The 18970-nt window shown below is 69.4% G+C and carries 18 protein-coding genes; 11 read left to right on the top strand and 7 right to left on the bottom strand.

The features are described from left to right. Window positions 1-223 precede the first annotated feature (223 nt). Window positions 224-2626 (bottom strand): DNA helicase PcrA, encoded by a 2403-nt coding sequence (pcrA, locus tag BLV57_RS28210; protein WP_091293802.1) that lies wholly within the window; start codon window positions 2624-2626, stop codon window positions 224-226. A 117-nt stretch (window positions 2627-2743) separates the two neighbouring features. Between pcrA and BLV57_RS28205 the strand changes: the two genes are divergently transcribed. The 7 genes from BLV57_RS28205 (at window position 2744) to BLV57_RS28175 (ending at window position 9595) form a co-directional block, all read left to right on the top strand. Next, window positions 2744-3148, top strand: a complete 405-nt coding sequence (locus BLV57_RS28205; RefSeq protein WP_091293800.1) for a DUF1707 SHOCT-like domain-containing protein — start codon at window positions 2744-2746, stop codon at window positions 3146-3148. 165 nt (window positions 3149-3313) lie between these two features. After that, complete coding sequence (locus tag BLV57_RS28200) at window positions 3314-3598, top strand: chorismate mutase (protein WP_091293799.1); 285 nt, start codon at window positions 3314-3316, stop codon at window positions 3596-3598. Window positions 3599-3729: 131 nt separating this feature from the next. Beyond that, window positions 3730-4035, top strand: a complete 306-nt coding sequence (locus BLV57_RS28195) for a hypothetical protein (RefSeq protein WP_091293797.1) — start codon at window positions 3730-3732, stop codon at window positions 4033-4035. Window positions 4036-4407: 372 nt separating this feature from the next. After that, entirely contained in the window at window positions 4408-5637 is a 1230-nt protein-coding gene (locus BLV57_RS28190) for a hypothetical protein (RefSeq protein WP_176968848.1), read from the top strand. A gap of 266 nt (window positions 5638-5903) precedes the next feature. Then, complete coding sequence (locus tag BLV57_RS28185) at window positions 5904-6767, top strand: hypothetical protein (RefSeq protein WP_091293796.1); 864 nt, start codon at window positions 5904-5906, stop codon at window positions 6765-6767. A gap of 199 nt (window positions 6768-6966) precedes the next feature. Continuing rightward, a complete protein-coding gene (locus tag BLV57_RS28180) occupies window positions 6967-8574 on the top strand; it encodes a serine/threonine-protein kinase (protein WP_091293794.1) in 1608 nt (535 codons plus the stop codon). 13 nt (window positions 8575-8587) lie between these two features. Further along, on the top strand, window positions 8588-9595 hold the full coding sequence (locus BLV57_RS28175; protein WP_091293792.1) for a serine/threonine-protein kinase: 1008 nt from the start codon (window positions 8588-8590) through the stop codon (window positions 9593-9595). On the opposite strand, the gene BLV57_RS28170 is transcribed toward BLV57_RS28175, so the two are convergent. Genes BLV57_RS28170 through BLV57_RS28160 form a run of 3 tightly spaced genes read right to left on the bottom strand, consistent with a single transcriptional unit; the run spans window position 9592 to window position 12068 of the window. Beyond that, entirely contained in the window at window positions 9592-10128 is a 537-nt protein-coding gene (locus tag BLV57_RS28170; RefSeq protein WP_091293790.1) for a dihydrofolate reductase family protein, read from the bottom strand. The two genes, BLV57_RS28175 and BLV57_RS28170, sit on opposite strands and share 4 nt — an antisense overlap. A 58-nt stretch (window positions 10129-10186) precedes the next feature. Further along, a complete protein-coding gene (locus BLV57_RS28165; RefSeq protein WP_091293789.1) occupies window positions 10187-11161 on the bottom strand; it encodes a sigma-70 family RNA polymerase sigma factor in 975 nt (324 codons plus the stop codon). A 4-nt stretch (window positions 11162-11165) separates the two neighbouring features. After that, on the bottom strand, window positions 11166-12068 hold the full coding sequence (locus tag BLV57_RS28160; protein WP_091293787.1) for a LysR family transcriptional regulator: 903 nt from the start codon (window positions 12066-12068) through the stop codon (window positions 11166-11168). A 101-nt stretch (window positions 12069-12169) separates the two neighbouring features. Between BLV57_RS28160 and BLV57_RS28155 the strand changes: the two genes are divergently transcribed. After that, the gene (locus BLV57_RS28155; RefSeq protein ID WP_091293786.1) at window positions 12170-13093 is read left to right on the top strand and encodes a DMT family transporter; all 924 of its coding nucleotides are present in this window, start codon (window positions 12170-12172) and stop codon (window positions 13091-13093) included. Window positions 13094-13235: 142 nt separating this feature from the next. Next, window positions 13236-13625 carry a PPOX class F420-dependent oxidoreductase gene (locus tag BLV57_RS28150; protein ID WP_091293784.1) on the top strand — a complete coding sequence of 130 codons (390 nt, stop codon included), beginning with the start codon at window positions 13236-13238 and terminating at the stop codon, window positions 13623-13625. On the opposite strand, the gene BLV57_RS28145 is transcribed toward BLV57_RS28150, so the two are convergent. Both BLV57_RS28145 and BLV57_RS28140 read right to left on the bottom strand, forming a co-directional pair. Further along, window positions 13622-14296: a response regulator gene (locus tag BLV57_RS28145; protein ID WP_091293782.1), complete on the bottom strand. Its 675-nt coding sequence runs from the start codon at window positions 14294-14296 to the stop codon at window positions 13622-13624. The two genes, BLV57_RS28150 and BLV57_RS28145, sit on opposite strands and share 4 nt — an antisense overlap. After that, entirely contained in the window at window positions 14293-15540 is a 1248-nt protein-coding gene (locus BLV57_RS28140) for an ATP-binding protein (RefSeq protein ID WP_245757566.1), read from the bottom strand. Before BLV57_RS28140 ends, BLV57_RS28145 begins: the two co-directional genes overlap by 4 nt. Before the next feature lie 214 nt (window positions 15541-15754). Between BLV57_RS28140 and BLV57_RS28135 the strand changes: the two genes are divergently transcribed. Continuing rightward, window positions 15755-17020 (top strand): PspC domain-containing protein, encoded by a 1266-nt coding sequence (locus tag BLV57_RS28135; protein WP_091293780.1) that lies wholly within the window; start codon window positions 15755-15757, stop codon window positions 17018-17020. Further along, window positions 17013-17243: a hypothetical protein gene (locus BLV57_RS28130; protein WP_091293778.1), complete on the top strand. Its 231-nt coding sequence runs from the start codon at window positions 17013-17015 to the stop codon at window positions 17241-17243. The genes BLV57_RS28135 and BLV57_RS28130 overlap by 8 nt, the downstream gene beginning before the upstream one ends. Before the next feature lie 67 nt (window positions 17244-17310). Here the strand turns inward: BLV57_RS28130 and guaA are convergent, their stop codons facing one another. Further along, a complete protein-coding gene (gene guaA / locus BLV57_RS28125; RefSeq protein ID WP_091293776.1) occupies window positions 17311-18867 on the bottom strand; it encodes a glutamine-hydrolyzing GMP synthase in 1557 nt (518 codons plus the stop codon). Between the last annotated feature and the right edge of the window lie 103 nt (window positions 18868-18970).

Below are 18970 nucleotides of genomic sequence, written 5' to 3'. Positions count from 1 at the left end.
GTGGCGAGGGTCGGGCAGATGGGGTCGAGCTGGACGTGACAAGGGCGGCCCTTGTCACCTCTAGCGTGACAAGGGCCGCCCTTGCTTCCTCAGCCAAACCCGGCAAAAGACCTCAGCGGTCGGCGCGCGTACCTGGAGGGCCGTCGGGCGTGCCGACCCTCGGGGGTCGTGAGTGTTTTGGCCGGTTAGAACCGGCCGCATCACTCACGACCCAACGCGAGTTTTAGAGCTTGACCATCGGGACGGAGCCGATGAGCATCAGCCGGACCTTGCCGGAGCCACCGAAGTCGATGGTGGCCGTGGCACGCGGGCCGGTGCCGTCGCAGGAGAGCACCGTGCCGAGGCCGTACTTGTCGTGGCTGACGCGGTCGCCGACCTCCAGCTTGAGCGCGACCGTGTCCTTCCAGTTCTTGTTGGGCGCCGCGCCGAAGCCCGTGGACTCCGAGCGCTGCTTGCTGCCCCACGTGGTCGCCACGCGCGGGGAACCGAAGTTGCCGGTGCCGCCGAAGGCACGCGAGACCGGCTCCTCGCGGCGCCAGTCGATCAGCTCGGCCGGGATCTCGTCGAAGAACCGGGAGGCCGGGTTGTTCATCGGCTGGCCCCACGCGGAGCGCGTCATCGCGCGCGAGAGATAGAGCCGCTCGCGGGCGCGGGTGATGGCCACGTACGCGAGGCGGCGCTCCTCCGCCAGCTCGGTCGGGTCACCCAAGGCCCGCATGTGCGGGAAGATCCCGTCCTCCCAGCCGGTGCAGAACACGACCGGGTATTCGAGGCCCTTCGCGGTGTGCACGGTCATCAGCGTGACCACGCCGGCGTCGTCCGCGTCGTCGCCGCCGTCGGGGTCGGGGATGGAATCCGCGTCCGCCACCAGTGAAACGCGCTCCAGGAAGGCCGGGAGCGACCCGGGGGCGGGCACTCCGGCGTCGTCGTCTTCGACCAGCTCGGCGTTCTCGTCGTTCGCGATCGCGGCGGCGACCTCGACCGTGAACTCGGTGAATTCTCTTGCCACGGTGACGAGTTCGGTCAGGTTCTCGACGCGGGAGGCGTCCTGGGGGTCGTCGGACTCTTCGAGCTCCGTGCGGTAACCGGTGCGGTCGAGTACCGACTCGAGCACGTCCGCGACCTCCTGGCCGTCGTCGACCAGCTCGCGGAGTCCGTCGAGCAGCTCGACGAACCCGGTGATCGCCTTGCCGGAGCGCGGGTTCATCAACGGCATGTCGCCGGTCGCGGCCACGCGCAACGCCTGCGCGAACGAGATCCGCTCGCGCTCGGCGTAGGTGGCGACCACGGCCTCGGCACGGTCGCCGATGCCGCGCTTGGGCACGTTGAGGACGCGCCGCAGGCTCACCGTGTCTTCCGGGTTCGCCAGCACCCTCAGGTACGCCAGCATGTCCTTGACCTCGCGGCGCTCGTAGAACCGCACGCCACCGACGACCTTGTACGGCAGGCCGAGCCTGATGAAGATCTCTTCGAACACCCGCGACTGGTTGTTGGTGCGGTAGAACACCGCCACGTCCGAGTAGTTCGCGACGCCCTTGTCCGCGAGCGCGTCGATCTCGCCCGCGACGAAAGCGGCCTCGTCGTGGTCATTGTCCGCGACGTAGCCGACGATCTTCTCGCCGTCGCCGGAATCGGTCCACAGCCGCTTGTCACGCCGGTTCGGGTTACGCGCGATGACCGCGTTCGCGGCGGACAGGATCGTCTGCGTGGAGCGGTAGTTCTGCTCCAGCAGGATGGTGCGCGCGTCGGTGAAGTCGCGCTCGAACTCTTCGATGTTCCGGATGGTGGCGCCGCGGAAGGCATAGATGGACTGGTCCGCGTCACCCACCACGCACAGCTCGGCCGGCGGCACGCCCGACTCGGTCGTCTCGATCCCGACCAGCTCACGGACCAGCGTGTACTGCGCGTGGTTGGTGTCCTGGTACTCGTCGACCATGACGTGCCGGAACCGGCGCCGGTAGTACTCGGCGACATCGGGGAAGACCTGCAGCAGCTCGACCGTGCGCATGATCAGGTCGTCGAAGTCCATCGCCTTGGCCTGGATCAGGCGGCGCTGGTACTCCGCGTACACCTCGGCGACGCGGCGCTCGAGATCGTTGGCGGCCTGCGAAGCCGCGCCGTCCGCGTCGATCAGCTCGTTCTTGAGGTTCGAGATGTGGATCGCGAGCGTGCGCGCCGGATAGCGCTTGGGGTCGATGTCGAGATCCCGCGCCACGAGCGTGATGAGGCGCTTCGTGTCGTCGGAGTCGTAGATGGAGAAGTTCGACGTCAGGTCGAGCGTCTTGGCCTCACGGCGCAGGATCCGCACGCACATGGAGTGGAAGGTCGACACCCACATGGCGTTGGCCCGCCTGCCGACCATTTCGTTCACCCGGTCCCGCATCTCCGCCGCGGCCTTGTTGGTGAACGTGATCGCGAGGATCTGCCCTGGATGCACATGGCGCTCCGCCAGCAGGTACGCGATGCGCCTGGTCAGCACCCGGGTCTTACCGGAGCCTGCGCCCGCGACGACGAGCAGCGGCGCACCGTGGTGCGTCACCGCCTCACGCTGAGCGCCGTTGAGGTCGTCGAGCAGCTCGGCGTGCCGCCGCGGGGTTTCGGGTTGCAGATCGAAGAGGGTGTCCATCAGGAGTCCACGCTACTCGGCGCGTCCGACAAGATTCGCGGCTACCGCACCGGACGTAGCTTCCGATGCCGCTTCGGGGCCGACGCGCGATCGACTTCGCGCGCGGACGATCGTCTTATGGAAACCCGGATCCCGCATCGACTCCGCGCCGCCGACACCGATCGCGAGCGCGTCGCCACCCTCGTACAGGCCGCGGTCGCCGAGGGCAGACTGACCATGGAAGAAATGGAGGAACGGCTCTCCGCGGTCTATCTGACGAAGTACACCGACGAGCTGACCGCGCTCACCGCCGACCTCCCCCGGCCCGCGCCGCCGGGGCGCCGCTTCGGCGCGCATCCCGCGCTGCGCGTCCACGCCGCCTTCGCGGTGGTGCTCTCCGTGATCTTCCTGATCAGGTGGGCTACTTCGGATGTGCCGTACTTCTGGCCGATCGCGCCGATGTTTTGGCTGGCAGTGAGCCTGGCGGTGCACGCACGCGTCCGAGGCTCACGGGAACGCCGGGCCGCCGCTGTGCCATACTGATCACATGCGGCACCACGCTGAGCGATTTTTTTACGGGACCCGGACTCCGGCTCCCGTGATCGCGTAGTGCCTCCCAGCGAATCACCCGAAGCCCCGGAGTCCTCGGACCCGGGGCTTTTGTCTGCTCAGGGTTTCGAGGATGATCAGGACCGAAGAGAGGTCTCGATGAACACTCAGACGCAGGAAACGCCGGACGCCGAACACACCGCGGAGGAGATCGACGCACTCCGCCAGGAGATCGACTGGCTGGACGCCGAGATCCTCCGCCTCATCAAGCGCCGCGTCGAGGTCTCGAAGACCATCGGCGCCGCCAGGATGGCCGCTGGCGGGACGCGGATCGTCTACAACCGCGAGATGGACGTGCTCGCCCGCTACCGCGAACTCGGCCCCGACGGCCGCCAGCTCGCGATGGCACTGCTCAACCTGGGCCGCGGCCGCCTCGGTCGCTAGCCACCCGGTGCGAACGCCCGTTCGCGGCGTCGAGCGTCGCGAACGCGGCGCGCATAACTTCGCGGGCACGGTCGGCCAAATCAGGGTGAACCCCTAGGACGAACCGGACACCGTCCAGGCAGACTGGTGACATGATTAATTTGATCGCCATCCTGGTCGCCATCGCCGGTGTGCTGGCGACGCTCGGGCACCTCGGTTATCTCGCGATGCTCAACAACGCGGCGAACAAGCGGGCGGGCGGCGCGCCGATCGCCCAGTACGTGAAGAGCCGCTGGGCGATCGCGGGCGGCACCACCGCCGTCTCGCTCGTCGCGTGGCTGTTCACCGCCGGCGGCACGGGGATGGACATCCTCGCGATCATCTTGGCGGCAGGCAGTGGCGCCGTGGCGACCAAGTCACTGCAGTCGACTCAGGCCCGTTACCGCAGCGGCGGGTAATCGCAAACTGCGGAAAATCGCGGAAATCCGGACAAAACGGATCGTTTGGAGCCGCATATCATCTCTCTGAGTAAGCGCCGCCCATTTAGCCGCGCCCGTCAGAGTGAAAGATCTGCAACTTGCACAACTAACGAGACGAATGGCCCATTCAGCTTTTAGTCTGAATGGCGTGTGGACCCTCGCGTCTGGGTCGGGCGATGCCCGCGAGACGCGCCCGGCCAACGGCCCGGCGCGTCTACCGTCGCGTGCGCGTGCATTTGCTCGGTACTCAGCGCGTTATCCCGCTCGTTCCGATGCCCGCTCGTTTGGTCCGTTCGGCTTAAGTCTGACGGTAACCGCGTCAGGGCGCAGAGTGAGGGGGGTCGATCCAGCATGAGCATCGGGGCGGACTCCTTCGGCGATCCTCTGGACGCACGGGGGCGGCATCGGCGTAACGGCGCGGGGACCTGGACTCCCGCGGTCTCCGCACATCCGGACCACGGGCGGCACGAGCGTCACGAAGACAATCCCTTCTATCCCTCGGTGAGCGGCTCGCTCCCCCGCGCCGAGCGGCAGACCAGGCCGGTCAAGACGGACTACGGCTTTCTCCCCATCCGCGGCGAGCTGCCCGTGCCGCGGCCACCGGTGCCGCGCCCGCTGCGCCGCCCGGCCGCGCCGCTGCCCCAGCCCCGCGCGGAAGAACGGACGGCCGAGACCCCGGTGGTCGCGCCGCCCAAGCCGGCCGAAGACCAGGCCAGCCGCCGCACCAAGGTCAAGATGACCCAGCCGGTGCGCCCGCCGCGCCGCGAAGAAGAGGACGACGACGTCCGCGTCTACCTCGCGCCGGCGCCCGACGGGCTCGGCACCTTCGACCTCGGCTCCGTGCCCGCGTCGGTCACCCCGCCGAAGACCTGGAAGAAAGCAGCCTGGTTCGCCACCATCTCCTCCGGTGGCGTGGTCGTCGCGCTGCTGTTCGCCGGTTCGCTGCTGGTCGGCAGCCCGACCGAGAACCAGGCCTCCAACCAGGGCTGGCCCGGATACCGCGGCGGGCAGCCGTCGGTCAGCGACGAGCAGAAGACCGCGCCGGCGCCGACGACCCCCGCCGCCAAGCCGTCCGGTGGCGGCGGCAAGAACCAGGCCTCGACCGGGGACCACAAGCCCGTGAACGCGGGCGCTCCGCGTGACGGCGGGATGATGCCGCCCGCCGCGCCTTCGGGCGGCAGTGGCCCGGTGACCACCGGCGCCCCGGCGCCGAGCACGCCCCAGAAGCCGCCGATCACCCCGGCGCCGCGGGTCACCCCGACCACCGCGCCCTGGTACTCGTTCCCGCCGGACAGCCAGGCGATGGGCGACAACACGGAGAAGTTCTTCAACACCGTCGCCGACGACCCGAACGCGGCGTCCTCGGTGACCACCGGCAGGCTGCGTGACCAAGGCCCGCAGGCGCTGGCGCAGAAATACGCCGATGTCGCGTATTTCGAAGTGAAGAAGATCAGCATTGACCAGAATCGCGGAGTAACCGTCAATACCGTCGAGGTCACCCATAAGGATGGCAGCAAGACGCTCGAAACGCGCACGCTGACATTCAGTGATGACGCCAAGATCGAGAGCGACGGTCGGTAACAGCATCTGCACGTGCAGCTGCCCAATTACCGTGCACGTGCAGTGCGCTAAGCGGTTTTTCCTGGTCCGGGTGGGTGACATAGAGTGCCGTTCGTCGTTCCACGAACGCATTCCGGCGACCGGGGCTGGCTAGCCCCCGTTTCCCAGGGTTACCTGATGTCAGTGGTTCGGCGCGTCCACCAAGACGACCGAGTTACACCGAACGGCCGAACCGGCCGAATCCCGGACAGCAGAGCGAGACCGGCTCAGAAAGCGCGAGGAAACCCGTGCACGATCGGCAAGGAACCCGGCGCGAGCCGGTCCGATCCGACACCGTCGACACCATTCGCATCGAGGACGTCATCCCGGCCGACTTCCTCAATGACACCCGTGTCGACCGCGAGTACCTCGAGCAGGTCTTCCGCGAGCCGCAGAAGTTCGTGCCGCCCCGCGCCCAGGACGAGCCGGAGCCGCAGCCCGAAGAACTCGAACCCGAGCAGCAGACCGAGAGCAGGCTCGCCAGGCGGGCCAAGCTCGGCGGGCTGCTGGTCGCCGCCTCGCTCGTCACCGGCTCCGTGATCGCCGCGGCCTCGCTCGCCGGTCACCGCCAGCAGCAGAACGTGCCCACCGTCGTCGAACCGGCTGGCGCCGCCGCGCTCGGCGGCTTCGCCGTGCCGGACCCGGTGTCCGGCGGCCAGGGCGCCTCCGGCGCGCCCAGGCAGGCCAAGCCGGGCGCCGGTTCGCCCGCCGTCGTGCAGGCCGCCGAAACGCCCGCCGCGACCACGGACCGTACCGGCGGCGCGCCCGACGCGGCGAAGCCGCAGGTCGCCGTGGCAGGCGCGCCCGCGCAGAAACTCGACATCGTCAAGAAGTTCTACGAGATGATCGACTTCAACCCGGCAGGCGCGCTGTCACTGCTGGATCCGCTGCTCGCCGGCTCCGAGCCGGGCGACCTGGTCCGCGCGTGGAGCTCGATGGACGCGCTGAAGGTGCTGGAAGCCACGGTTCAGCCCGATGGTTCGGTGATCGCGGTCGTCACCATGCGCGAGCCGGACGGCGGGCGGCTGCGGGTCACCCAGCTGCTGCGGATGGCCGAGACTGCGGGCGGGCTCATCTCCGAAGTGAAGCTGCTTTCGGCCCAGCAGATGTGATCAAGGTCGCCTCTCAATGCGTGCCGGATGTGTGTGCGCAGAGTGAGCGCTTAGCCTTGTCACGAGTCGGTCTCGGCAAAGCCGACACACTGACCACAAGATGTGCCTACGCTCCTGGACGTGTGGCGCGCCACCACGGTCGCCGCTTGCCCTCTGCGGGAACCGAACCCGCAGCGAGACGGAGCCTGAAGGAGGTCGCGTGAGCGACGAGGGTCGCCTGGTCGCCGATCGGTACCGCATAGTGCGGCGGATCGGCACCGGCGCCATGGGCGCCGTCTGGCAAGCACACGACGAGGTTCTCGCCAGAACGGTCGCGGTCAAGCAGCTGCTCCTTCAGCCAGGCCTCGAGCACCACGACGCCGAGGACGCCCGCCAGCGCACCATGCGCGAAGGCCGGATCGCCGCCAGGCTGCATCATCCGAACGCGATCACCGTGTTCGACGTCGTCACCGACGAGTTCGGCCAGCCCTGCCTGATCATGGAGTACCTGCCGTCGACGAGCCTCGCGCAGGTGCTGCAGGAGCAGGGCACGCTGCAGCCGACCGAGGTCGCCAGGATCGGCGCGCAGATCGCGGCCGCGCTGAAAGAGGCGCACGCGGTCGGCATCGTGCACCGCGACATCAAGCCAGGCAACATCCTGCTCGGCGGCAACGGGATCGTGAAGATCACCGACTTCGGCATCTCCCGCGCCACCGACGACGTCACGGTCACCAAGACCGGGATGATCGCGGGCACCCCCGCCTATCTGGCGCCCGAGGTGGCCATCGGTGGCGAGCCTGGACCGGAAGCGGACGTCTTCTCACTCGGTTCGACGCTGTACGCGGCTTGCGAGGGCCAGCCGCCGTTCGGGCTCAGCGAGAACACGCTGAGCCTGCTGCACAAGGTCGCGGCCGGGCAGATCGACCCGCCGCGCCAGTCGGGGCCGCTCGCGAGCGTCCTGGCCGTGCTGCTGCACCCTGACGTCCACCACCGGCCGACCGCCGAAGAGTGCGAGGAGCTGCTCGCGGCCGTCGCCCGCGGCGAGACGCCGCTCGGCGGGCCCGCCGACGCGACGCACCTGGCGCCGGTCGCCGGTGTGCTCGGTGGTCCGGCGCCCGGCTCGACGCAGCTGTTCGAGGGCGAGAACGGGCACTCCGGCACGCTGCTCGACCAGCAGGAGCCGCCGCGCCAGGGCGGGTTCTACGACGACCAGTACGACTACGACGACGGCGGCGCGTACCCGCAGGACGACTACGACAACGCCGCCTACGACTCCGGTTTCGACCGGACGACGGCGCTGCCGCCCGCCGGCCCGCCGCCAGGCCCCAACGCCACGCGCGCGGTCCCGGTGGCGGACTACGACGATTACGACGACGGCTTCGACGACGAACCGGTGCCCGCGCCACCGCCGCCTCGGCGTCCGGCGGCGGAACCGGCCGCGAAGGACGACGAAGAGAAGCCGGGCGCGTGGAAGAAGCCCGCCATCATCGGCGGCATCGTGCTGGTCGGGCTCATCGCCATGGGCATCTGGGTGTTCAGCCCGCGCAGCAGCACCGCGACGACCGACACCAAGCCGAGCACTTCGGCGCCCGCGTCCACGAAGTCGTCGCCGTCGACCACGGACACGCCTCCGACGGAGGAGAGCACGACTCCGACGGAGACGACGACGAAGAAGTCGACCTCGTCCAAGTCGACGCCGCCGGAGACGACTTCCAGCAAGTCGACCCCGCCGACGACGACCAAGTCGACGCCGACCAGTACCAAGTCGTCGCCGACCACGACGAAGTCGTCCAGCGATTCACCCACAACGACCCCGACCGGCGGATAGGTATCGCACGTTGGTGAGTACCGAAGGGTCCGTTGTCGGCGAGCGCTATCGCCTTGATCAGCCGATCGGGCGTGGCCGCGCGGGCATCGTGTGGCTGGCGCTCGATCTGCGGCTGCACCGGACTGTCGCGATGAAACGCCTGCTCATCCCGTCCGGCCTCACGCCGGAACAGGCGGCGCAGGCGCGGGAACAGGCCTTCCTCGAAGGCCGCAACGCCGCCAAGATCGAGCACAAGTGCGCGATCACGGTGCACGACGTGTTCCACGAGAACGACGACGTGTGGATCGTGATGGAGTACATCCCGTCGCGCAGCATGGCGCAGTTCCTGGCCGAGCACGGCAGGCTCACCCCGGAGCAGGCCGCCGGCCTGGGCATCCAGCTCGGATCGACGCTGGCCACGCTGCACGCGGCGAACATCATCCACCGCACGCTCGAACCGGGCACGGTGCTGCTCGCCGACGACGGCGGCGTCAAGCTCACCGACATCGGCATCACCGGCGGCGGCCCGACGCCCGCATACCGCGCGCCCGAGGTGGCACGCGGGCTGCCCGCGACGCCCGCCTCGGACGTCTACTCGCTGGGCGCGACGCTGTACACGGCCGTCGAAGGCGTGCCGCCGTACGGCGAGAACGGCCAGGGCGGACCGCCGTCGATCGACAACGCCGGGCCGCTGTCCGGCGCGCTGGGCAAGATGCTGCGGCAGGACCCGGTCACCCGGCCGACGATGAACGACACGGTCCGCGCGCTCAACGCGATCAGCCACGGCGACACCAAGACCGCGTTCGTGCCGCCGACGGCACCCGCGATGCCGACCATGCCCGCCACGCCCCCACCGGGCACCGCCGCACCGACCGCGATCCAGCAGCCGGTTCCTCCGCAGCAGGCGTTCCAGCCGCGACCGGCCGCGCCGCCACAGCCGCCGAAACCGGCTTCGGCCAAGCCGAAGTGGCTGATCCCGGCGGTGGCCGTGGCCGTCGCGATCCTGGTCGGCGTGCTGATCGCCGAGCTCTTCTTCGTCTAGGCGATCCGCAGCCAGATGTTCGTGGCGTTGGGCGCGAGACCGCGGCTGACGTGTTCGAGCTTGATGTTGGTGCCGCCGAGGTGCTCGAACAGCCGCACACCGTCGCCGAGCAGCGCGGGCACGATCGTCACGGCGATCTCGTCGAGCAGCCCGGCGTCGAGGCACTGCTTCGCGACGTTCGCGCCGAGCACGTTGACGTACTTGTCACCGGCGGCCGCTTTCGCCGCCGCCACCGCGGTTTCGAGGTCAGTGCAGAACGTCGTGTCCGGCACCGGTGCCGACGGCGGGTTGTGCGTGAGCACGAACTGCTGACCGTGCCAGGCGCCGCCGAACGGGCCCTCGTTGGGCGTGTCCCGGTTCGGGTCATCGCCGAACTGGGTCCTGGCGCCGATGAGCAGCGAGCCCGTCTTCTCGATCAGCTCGGCCACGATCGGGTTCTCGCCGGGATGGTCGTTCAGCCAGGACATGTCACCGCCCGCGCCCGCGATGAACCCGTCCAGCGACATCGCGGCCGAATACAGCAGCTTGCTCATGGTCTTCCTCCAGGGTTTCGGTACTCCTGGACGTTGAGACGGCCACTCGCCGGAAAACTCATCGAAGCTCGGTGTCCAGCCCGAACGCCGGGAACAGTCCTGGGTCGTGGAACGCGGTGATCTCGGCGATGTGGCCGTCGGAGATCACCAGCACGCCGATCGCGAAGGCTTGATAAGCCGTCTCGCCGGGCAGCTGGACGTACGCGGCCACCGCGAGCTGACCGTTCGCGCGAGTGGGCACCATGCGGAGCTTGCCGACGTAGTGCGGCGCCGTGGTGTCCCAGCCGGCGGCGAGCGCGCCGATGACGGCTTCGCGGCCCTCGAACCACATCGGGTACGGCGGCATGGTCGTGCGGACGTCCTCGGCCAGCAGCTCGGACACCGCGGCGACGTCGGCGCGTTCCACGGCGGTCATGTAGCGCCGCAGCACGGCCATGTCCTGCTCGGTGGGTTCGGCGGACCAGTCCAGCCTGCGCTCGGGCAACCGCTCCTTGAGCGTCGACCTGGCGCGCTGCAACGCGCTGTTGGCGGAGGCGACGGTGCCGTCCAGCAGGTCGGCGGTCTGCTTGGCCGACCAGCCGAGCACGTCACGCAGGATCAGCACGGCACGCTGCCGGGGCGGCAAATACTGGATCGCGGCCAGGAACGCCAGTTCGATCGTCTCCTTGGCGACGAACTGGGCGTCCGGCTGGGACTCGCGGGGCGCGGCGAGGTCGGGAAACGGTTGCAGCCAAGGGATATCGGTGCGCACCGGTTCGCCGGCGTCGGGCGTCGACGGCGGCGCCAGGTCGTTCGGGAGCACACGGCGGGCGCGGCCGTCGAGCGCGTCGAGGCAGGCGTTGGTGGCGATCCGGTACAGCCAGGCGCGGAAGGTCGAGCGACCTTCGAAGCCGTTGATTCCCTTCCAGGCACGCAAAAACGTCTCCTGGACGAGGTCCTCGGCGTCGTCGAACGAGCCGAGCATCCGGTAGCAGTGCACGCGCAGCTCGCGGCGATGCCGCTCGGCGGCCTGCGTGAACGCGACCTCGTCCATCGGGCTAAGCGGCGTTCGCCGAAGCGAGCCGCATGGCCGACAGCAGCCGTTCGACGGCCGGCTGGCCCATAGCGTGCGCGGCGACCGCGGCGTGGATCGCCCGATACGGCCCCGGATGGCGCACCTTGCGGATGGCGACGCCGGGATGCGGGGAGCCGAGGCCGAGTTCCGGCACCAGCGTGACACCGAGCCCGGCGGCCACGAATCCTTGTGCCGTCTGGTAATCGTCGGCGTCGACGGCGATGTTGGGCGAGAAACCGGCCGCGGCACAGGCTTCCATCAGCAGCTGGCGGCAGGCGCCGGGCACCGCGTCGACGCCGACCCAGGGTTCCTCGGCGAGGTCGGTGAGTTCGAGCACGCGCTTGCGGGTGAGCGGGTGGTGCTTGGGCAGCACGGCGCGGTACGGGTCGTCGAGCAGGTGGACGAGCTCGATGCCCTTGGCGACCGGATCGGTGCGCGGCAGCACGACGATCGCGATGTCCGCGCGGCCGGACTCGACCTCGGGCATCGGGTCGTTGGGCTCGGTGAGCTTGAGGTCGAGCTCGATGCCCGGGTACTCGGCGCGGATGGCCGCGACGGCTGGCGGGACGAGCGCGGCGCCCGCGGTGGCGAAGTAGCGGATGGCGAGCCTGCCGGTGCGGCCGTTCTTCAGCTCGGTGAGCGCGGCCTCGGCCTTGGCGAGCTGGCCGCTGAGCACCTCGGCGTGCTCGGACAGCAGTGTCCCGGCCGGAGTCGGGCGGATGCCGCGGCCGACGCGCTCGAACAGCTCGGTGCCCGCTTCGCGTTCCAAAGTGGACAGCTGCTGGCTGATCGCGGACGGCGTGTAGCCGAGATTGCGCGCGGCGGCCGTGATCGACCCGCTGGTGATCACAGCGCGTAATACCTGCAGGCGGCGGACGTCCAACATGGGCACGATCTTACAGGTTTACTTAAGGGTCGATGCAGTTATTTTCGCTTGTCCTTACTCCTTCGTGGCCGCAAGCTTTGGGTGAATACGAGGAGGACTGGGTGGGTGAAGGTAAGGCGCTGCTGCGCATGGCCGCACTGGCGTTGATGTGGGGTTCCAGCTTTTTCTGGATCAAGTTCGGGCTGCAGGCCATGTCGCCGGTGCAGCTGGTGCTCGCGCGTCTCGTGCTCGGCGCGCTGGTACTGCTCGGCCTGGTTTACCTGGCCAAGGACCGGCTGCCGCGCCAGCGGCGGTTCTGGCTGCTGATCGGCTTCGCGGCGTTCTTCCACAACGCGTTGCCGTTCCTGCTGTTCGCGATCGGTGAGCAGACGGTCGACTCCGGGATCACCGGCGTGCTGAACTCGACCACGCCGCTCTGGGTGGTGCTGATCGCGCCGCTGTTCGGCGCGGGCGGCAGGCTCGGCGGGGCGCGGGCGTTCGGGCTGGCCATCGGGCTGGCCGGGATCCTGTTGATCTTCGCGCCGTGGAACGCGTCCGGCCTGCTCAGCTGGGGTGCGGTGGCGTGCCTGGTGGCCGCGGCGAGCTACGCGCTGGCGTTCGTCTACGAAGGCAAGTACCTGTCGGGCACGGGCGTCTCGCCGGTCGTGGTCGCGGCGGCGCAGATGCTGGTGGCGAGCGGGATGATGCTGTTCGCGGTGCCGGTGGGCGGGCTGACGCCGATCCACCTGTCGCCGATCGCGGTCATCGCGGTGGTGATCCTGGGCGCCGGCTCGACCGGGATCGCGTTCAAGCTCAACTACCAGCTGCTGGAGTCGGAAGGCGCCGTGGCCGCGTCGATCGTCGGCTACCTGCTGCCGGTGGTCTCGGTGCTGCTGGGCTCGCTCTTCCTCGGCGAGACGCTGAACCCCCGCGTGATCGCGGGCATGGTCGTCGTGCTGGCCGGAGTCGCGCTGACCAGGGTCCGCCGCCGCCCGGCCGCCGCCCCTGCCACCCCACCCCTCGCGGTCGCCGCAGCCACCGACTGAGCTGAAAAAATCCCAATGTGGCTTTCGTCAGCTTTGACCTGACGAAAGCCACATTGGCGGCCTGAAACCTGACCAATGCCACATTGGGATTTTTTTCCCAAGATCGGGAAGGGATTGGGGGGGTGGGTGGGTTCTGGGTGGTATGGGGTTTGACGAGACGACGCAAAAGTTGTTGGACGGCAAGAACTTCGCGACTGTGGCCACGCTGGATGCGGATGGGTCGCCGCATACGTCGCTGGTGTGGATCGGGACGGATGGGGACGCCGTGGTGTTCTCGTCGCTCGCCGATCGGCGGAAGGTGCGGAATCTGCGGCGGGACCCGCGGATCAGCCTGACCGTGTCCGACAAGGACAATCCGTATCGGTCGGTGGACATCCGCGGGACCGCCGAGCTGATCGAGGATCCCGAAAAGACCTTGCCCGCCAAGCTTTCCCACAAGTACCTCGGGCAGGATCCACCCGAGGAGGCCGAGGAGAAGCTGCGGATGATCGTGCGGGTGACCCCGCACAAGATCACCCAGTTCTCGGTTTAGACGAGACGCCGGTCCGAGGCCCAGCGAGACAGCTCGTAGCGGTTCGAGAGCTGCGTTTTGCGCAGGACACTCGAGACGTGGGTCTCGACCGTCTTCACCGAGATGAACAGCTCGGACGCGATCTCCTTGTACGCGTAGCCACGCGCGAGCAGGCGCAGCACGTCGCGCTCGCGGGGCGTGAGCAGGTCGAGGTCCGGGTCGCTGATCGGGGCCGAGCCGGGACGGTCGGCGAACGCGTCCAGCACGAAGCCGGCCAGGCGCGGTGAGAACACGGCGTCGCCGTCGGACACCCGGACGACCGCGCGCACGAGTTCCTTCGACGAGATGGTCTTGGTGACGTAGCCGCGGGCGCCCGCACGGATGACCGCGATGACGTCCTCGGCCGCGTCGGAGACCGAGAGCGCGAGGAAGACGACGTCCGGCAGCTCGGGACGGACCCGCTTGAGCACCTCGGCGCCACCGCCGTCGGGCATGTGGACGTCGAGAAGGACGACCTGCGGGTTGGTGCGGACGATGCCCGCCACCGCCTCGGCGACGGAACCGGCCTCGCCGACCACCTGGATCTCGTCGGTGATCGAGTCGAGCTCGGTGCGCACCCCGGCGCGGAACAGCGCGTGGTCGTCGACCAGGAATACCTTGACCGGTTCCCGCGTCTGCTGGCTCTCCGTCACGCTGCTCCCCTAGTCGCCTTCATCGGCATTTCCAGCTGTACCTCGGTGCCTTCGCCGGGCGCTGTCTTGATCCGGCAGCTGCCGCCGTTGCGCTCCATCCTGCCCCGGATCGAGTCGGCGACGCCATGCCGGTCCTCCGGCACGACATCGGGGTCGAAGCCCTTGCCCCGGTCACGCACGAACACCGTCACCGCGGTCGGCTCGACCTCGGCATAAACACTAACCTCTTCGACACCCGCGTGCTTGGCCGCGTTGACGATCGACTCGCGCGCCGCCTGCACCAGCGCGATCAGCGGCTCGTCGAGATCGGCCTCACCGACGACGACCTGCTGCACCGAGATGGCGAACGTGTCTTCGACCTCGCCGCACGCGGCCGCGAGCGCCTCGGAGAACCGGCCGTTCGGCGCGGACTCGGCGGGCTTGCCGTAGCCGGACGGACCGTAGAGCCAGGCCCTGAGCTCACGCTCTTGACCACGCGCGAGCCTGGCGACCTCGCGGGGCGAGTCGGCCTGCTTCTGGATCAGCGCAAGCGTTTGCAACACGGAGTCGTGCAGGTGCGCGGCGATCTCGGCGCGCTCGTCGGTGCGGATGCGCGCCTTGCGCTCGTCGGACAGGTCACGGACCATCCGCAGCCAGAACGGGATCGTCAGCACCGCGACGCCGATCAGCGTCGCGATCACCGCGATCAGCGCGAACTGGACCTGGTCGAAGCTGCTGTCGCGCAGCACGACGACGCCGATACCGGTCATCACCAGCGCGACGCCCGCGAGGATCCGGACCGCGGCCGACCAGCCACCGCCACCGAACAGCGCGCCGACGAAACCGTCCTTGGCGCCGTCACGCCACCGCCGCCGCTGCGACTCGTCGGCCTCACGCCAGACGACCGCCGCACCGATCAGCGCCAGCGCCAGCGGCACCGCGACCCAGCCGCTGATCGCGCCGGTCACCGTGCCGCCCGCGACCGTCAGGCCGGCGCCGAGCGCCATCAGCCCGAACGCCTGCTGGCGTTCCTTGGGCGGCTGCTCGTGCCGGGCGGCGCTCTCTTCGGTCTCCTGCGGCGCGAACACCCAGAGCAGGCCGTACGCCAGCAGGCCCATGCCGCCGAGCGCCGCGAAGATCGCGAACCCGAGCCGCACCCACAGCACCTTGGCGCCGAGATGATCGGCGAGCCCGCCCGCGACACCGGCCAGCGCGCGGCCGGACCGGCGCCGGTACATCTTGGGCTGCCCGTCGGGCCCGACCATGACCGCGGCCGGCGCCTCTGGCTGGATCTCCTGCTGTTCCACGTCACCCATGGTCACACGGCGTGCGCCCGGATTCATCAGGGAAGCCCCCGATCCAGGCATTTCAGGGTCGGTCGTGCCAGCCCCACCGATGGACCCCCGATCGGCTGGTCAGGGACAACTCAGGGTCGTTCCCCGATGTGGGGGCCCGCACCAGTGACGCATCATTTTCACCATGAGTGGCGAGACGCAGACACAGAAGCCGCACGTCGGCTTCGAAGAGACAGTCAAAGACTTCGTGGCCAGCAGACCACGCAGGCCGGTCGAAGGCCGCAAGATCGCGGGCGTGGCAGCCGGTATCGGCAACCGCTACGGCCTCGACCCGGTGGTCGTGCGGGTGGCGCTGGTCGCCACGACCGTGTTCGGCGGCGTCGGCCTGGTGCTCTACCTGCTCGGCTGGCTGTTCTTCCCGGACGAGCGCGACCAGGTCTCCGCGTTCGAGAGCATGATCGGGCGCGGCTACAGCACGACCTCGACCGGGTTCACCGTGGTGCTGATCATCGCGCTGTTCCCGACCACGGGCTGGTCGCTCAGCGGCGACTGGTTCGGCGGCAGCGGGATTCTCGGCTACGCGCTGGCGATCGCCGCGCTCTACCTGCTGCACCGCAACCGCGGCCAGTTCAACCGCCCCGCCGCGTGGACCGGCCCGGTGCCCGCCGGCGCCGAAGCGTCGTTCTCCATGTCGGACACCACCACCGCGATGCCGACCAGCGCCGCCGCGCCTGCCTCGTGGGACCCGCTGGCCGCCGAGCCGAAAGGCTGGGACCTGCCCGAGCCGAGGCCGGTCGTCGAGCACGCGCCGCCGCCCGTTCAGCCGCCAGTCCGCCAGCCGCGCCCGAAGACCAAGGTCGGCCTGATCACCTTCGGCGTCGCGCTGCTGACCGCAGGCACCGGGGTCGCGCTGAACATGAGCGGTGAGAGCTACTTCTCGCTGCAGCACATCATCGGGCTGACGCTCGGCGTGGTCGGCCTCGGGCTGCTCATCGGCTCGTTCGTCGGCGGTGGCCGCGGCCTGATCGGCCTCGCCATTCCGCTGTCGATCGTCGGCATGGCCATCACGGTCGTCCCGTTCAACCAGTACCAGGGCGGCTACGGCGACCTCACCGATTCGCCGACCACGGCGGCCGAACTCAAGTCGGTGTACCAGCACTCGGCTGGCAACATCGATCTCGACTTCCGCAACCTGACCGCCGATCACCCGGTGACGGTCAAGGTCAGCAACGGCGCGGGCAACACCACCGTGCTGCTGCCCGCGACGGCGGACGTGACCTACAGCTGTAAGTCCAACGCGGGCCGCAGCGACTGCCTGACCAAGCACGCCCAGGGCGTCGGCCAGCGGGCGATCACCGGTTCCGACAACGGCACCGACGGGGCCGGCGGGCTGCAGATCCACCTGGAAGTCGACAACGGTGCCGGTGACGTGGAGGTGTCCCGTGGCTGAGAACGAGTACACGTACGACGAGCCGCAGGTCGAGAAGAAGCCACGCCGCGGGCTGGACCTGGTCGCCTTCGTCTTCGGGCTGCTGACGCTGATGGTCTCCGGGTTCGTGCTCGGTGACGGCTCGTCCTGGCTGCCGAACTTCGACTTCCGCTGGCTGATCGCCGGGGTGGCGGTGTTCGTCGGGCTGGTGCTGCTGGGCGCGTCGCTGCGGCCCAAGCGGTAGCCGCACTGACGCCACTCAAAACGGAAAGGCCCCCGGGTTCCCTCACCCGGGGGCCTTTCTTTCGGTCCTACTCCCACTCGATGGTGCCCGGCGGCTTGCTCGTCACGTCGAGCACCACCCGGTTGACCTCCGCCACCTCGTTGGTGATCCGGGTCGAGATCCGCTCCAGCACCTCGTACGGCAGGCGCGTCCAGTCCGCGGTCATGGCGTCCTCACTGGACACCGGGCGCAGGACGATCGGGTGGCCGTAGGTGCGGCCGTCGCCCTGGACGCCGACGCTGCGGACGTCGGCGAGCAGCACCACCGGGCACTGCCAGATCTCGCCGTCGAGACCGGCGGCCGTCAGCTCCTCGCGGGCGATCGCGTCGGCCGCGCGCAGGGTCTCCAGCCGGGAGGCGTTGACCTCGCCGATGATCCGGATGCCCAGGCCGGGGCCGGGGAACGGCTGGCGCTGCACGATCACCTCGGGCAGCCCGAGCTCGGTGCCGACGCGGCGCACCTCGTCCTTGAACAGCAGCCGCAGCGGCTCGACCAGCTCGAACTGCAGGTCGTCCGGCAGGCCGCCGACGTTGTGGTGGCTCTTGATGTTCGCGGTGCCCTCGCCGCCGCCGGACTCGACGACGTCCGGGTACAGCGTGCCCTGCACGAGGAACTTGTAGTCGCCCTCGGCCTTGAGGTCCCGCTCGGCCTGCTCGAACACGCGGATGAACTCGCGGCCGATGATCTTGCGCTTGGTCTCGGGATCGGTGACCCCGGCCAGCGCGTCGAGGAACCGCTCGCGCGCGTCGACGGTCACCAGCTTGACGCCGGTCGCCGCGACGTAGTCACGCTCGACCTGCCCGCGCTCACCGGCCCGCAGCAGCCCGTGGTCGACGAACACGCAGGTCAGCCTGTCGCCGATGGCGCGCTGGACCAGCGCGGCCGCGACCGCGGAGTCGACGCCGCCGGACAGCCCGCAGATCGCGCGGCCGTCGCCGACCTGCTCGCGGATCCGGGCGACCTGCTCCTCGACGATCGACGAGGTCGTCCACTGTGGACGGATACCGGCCACGTCGTGCAGGAAGCGGCGCAGCACCTCCTGGCCGTACGGCGAGTGGTGCACCTCGGGGTGGTACTGGACGCCCGCGATACGCGCCTCGAGGTTCTCGAACCCGGCGACGGGCGCGCCCTCGGAGGTCGCGGTGACCGTGTAGCCCTCGGGGGCCTTGGTGACGCTGTCGCCGTGGCTCATCCAGGTGGGGTGGCTGCCGGGCAGCTCGTGGTGCAGGGTGCCGCCGTCGCCTGCGACCTGGACCTGCGTGCGGCCGTACTCGCGGGCGCCGGTCGCCTCGACGTCGCCGCCGAGCGCGCGGGCCAGCAGCTGGAAGCCGTAGCAGATGCCGAAGACCGGCACACCGGCCTTGACCAGCGCCGCGTCCATGCTGGGCGCGCCCTCTTCGTACACACTGGACGGCCCGCCGGAGAGGATGATGGCGGACGGGTTCTTGGCGAGGATCTCGTCGACGCTCGCGGTGTGCGGCACGACCTCGGAGTAGACCTGGGCCTCGCGCACGCGCCTGGCGATCAGCTGGGCGTACTGCGCCCCGAAGTCCACGACGAGTACCGGACCGGTGGGACTGGGCACCTACTACCTCCTAGACAACGGCACGCTGTGGGTCCATCGTCCCAGGTGAGCCGCGCCACGCCCGCACGGGGTTTGGCCGGGTGCCCACCGAGGTGACAGTAGG

The sequence above is a fragment of the Amycolatopsis xylanica genome, from assembly GCF_900107045.1.
Classification (GTDB): Bacteria; Actinomycetota; Actinomycetes; order Mycobacteriales; family Pseudonocardiaceae; genus Amycolatopsis; species Amycolatopsis xylanica.
Note: the sequence above shows the minus strand (reverse complement) of the source record. Positions and strands in the feature narration are given on the sequence as shown.

Excerpts from the sequence above, each read along its gene's own strand:
- BLV57_RS28160 (WP_091293787.1), bottom strand. The coding sequence starts at position 12,068 with ATGTTGGACGTCCGCCGCCTGCAGGTATTACGCGCTGTGATCACCAGC.
- BLV57_RS28135 (WP_091293780.1), top strand. The coding sequence starts at position 15,755 with ATGAGTGGCGAGACGCAGACACAGAAGCCGCACGTCGGCTTCGAAGAG.
- BLV57_RS28195 (WP_091293797.1), top strand. The coding sequence starts at position 3,730 with ATGATTAATTTGATCGCCATCCTGGTCGCCATCGCCGGTGTGCTGGCG.
- BLV57_RS28200 (WP_091293799.1), top strand. The coding sequence starts at position 3,314 with ATGAACACTCAGACGCAGGAAACGCCGGACGCCGAACACACCGCGGAG.
- BLV57_RS28150 (WP_091293784.1), top strand. The coding sequence starts at position 13,236 with ATGGGGTTTGACGAGACGACGCAAAAGTTGTTGGACGGCAAGAACTTC.
- pcrA (WP_091293802.1), bottom strand. The coding sequence starts at position 2,626 with ATGGACACCCTCTTCGATCTGCAACCCGAAACCCCGCGGCGGCACGCC.
- BLV57_RS28170 (WP_091293790.1), bottom strand. The coding sequence starts at position 10,128 with ATGAGCAAGCTGCTGTATTCGGCCGCGATGTCGCTGGACGGGTTCATC.
- BLV57_RS28140 (WP_245757566.1), bottom strand. The coding sequence starts at position 15,540 with ATGGTCGGGCCCGACGGGCAGCCCAAGATGTACCGGCGCCGGTCCGGC.
- BLV57_RS28205 (WP_091293800.1), top strand. The coding sequence starts at position 2,744 with ATGGAAACCCGGATCCCGCATCGACTCCGCGCCGCCGACACCGATCGC.
- BLV57_RS28190 (WP_176968848.1), top strand. The coding sequence starts at position 4,408 with ATGAGCATCGGGGCGGACTCCTTCGGCGATCCTCTGGACGCACGGGGG.
- BLV57_RS28165 (WP_091293789.1), bottom strand. The coding sequence starts at position 11,161 with ATGGACGAGGTCGCGTTCACGCAGGCCGCCGAGCGGCATCGCCGCGAG.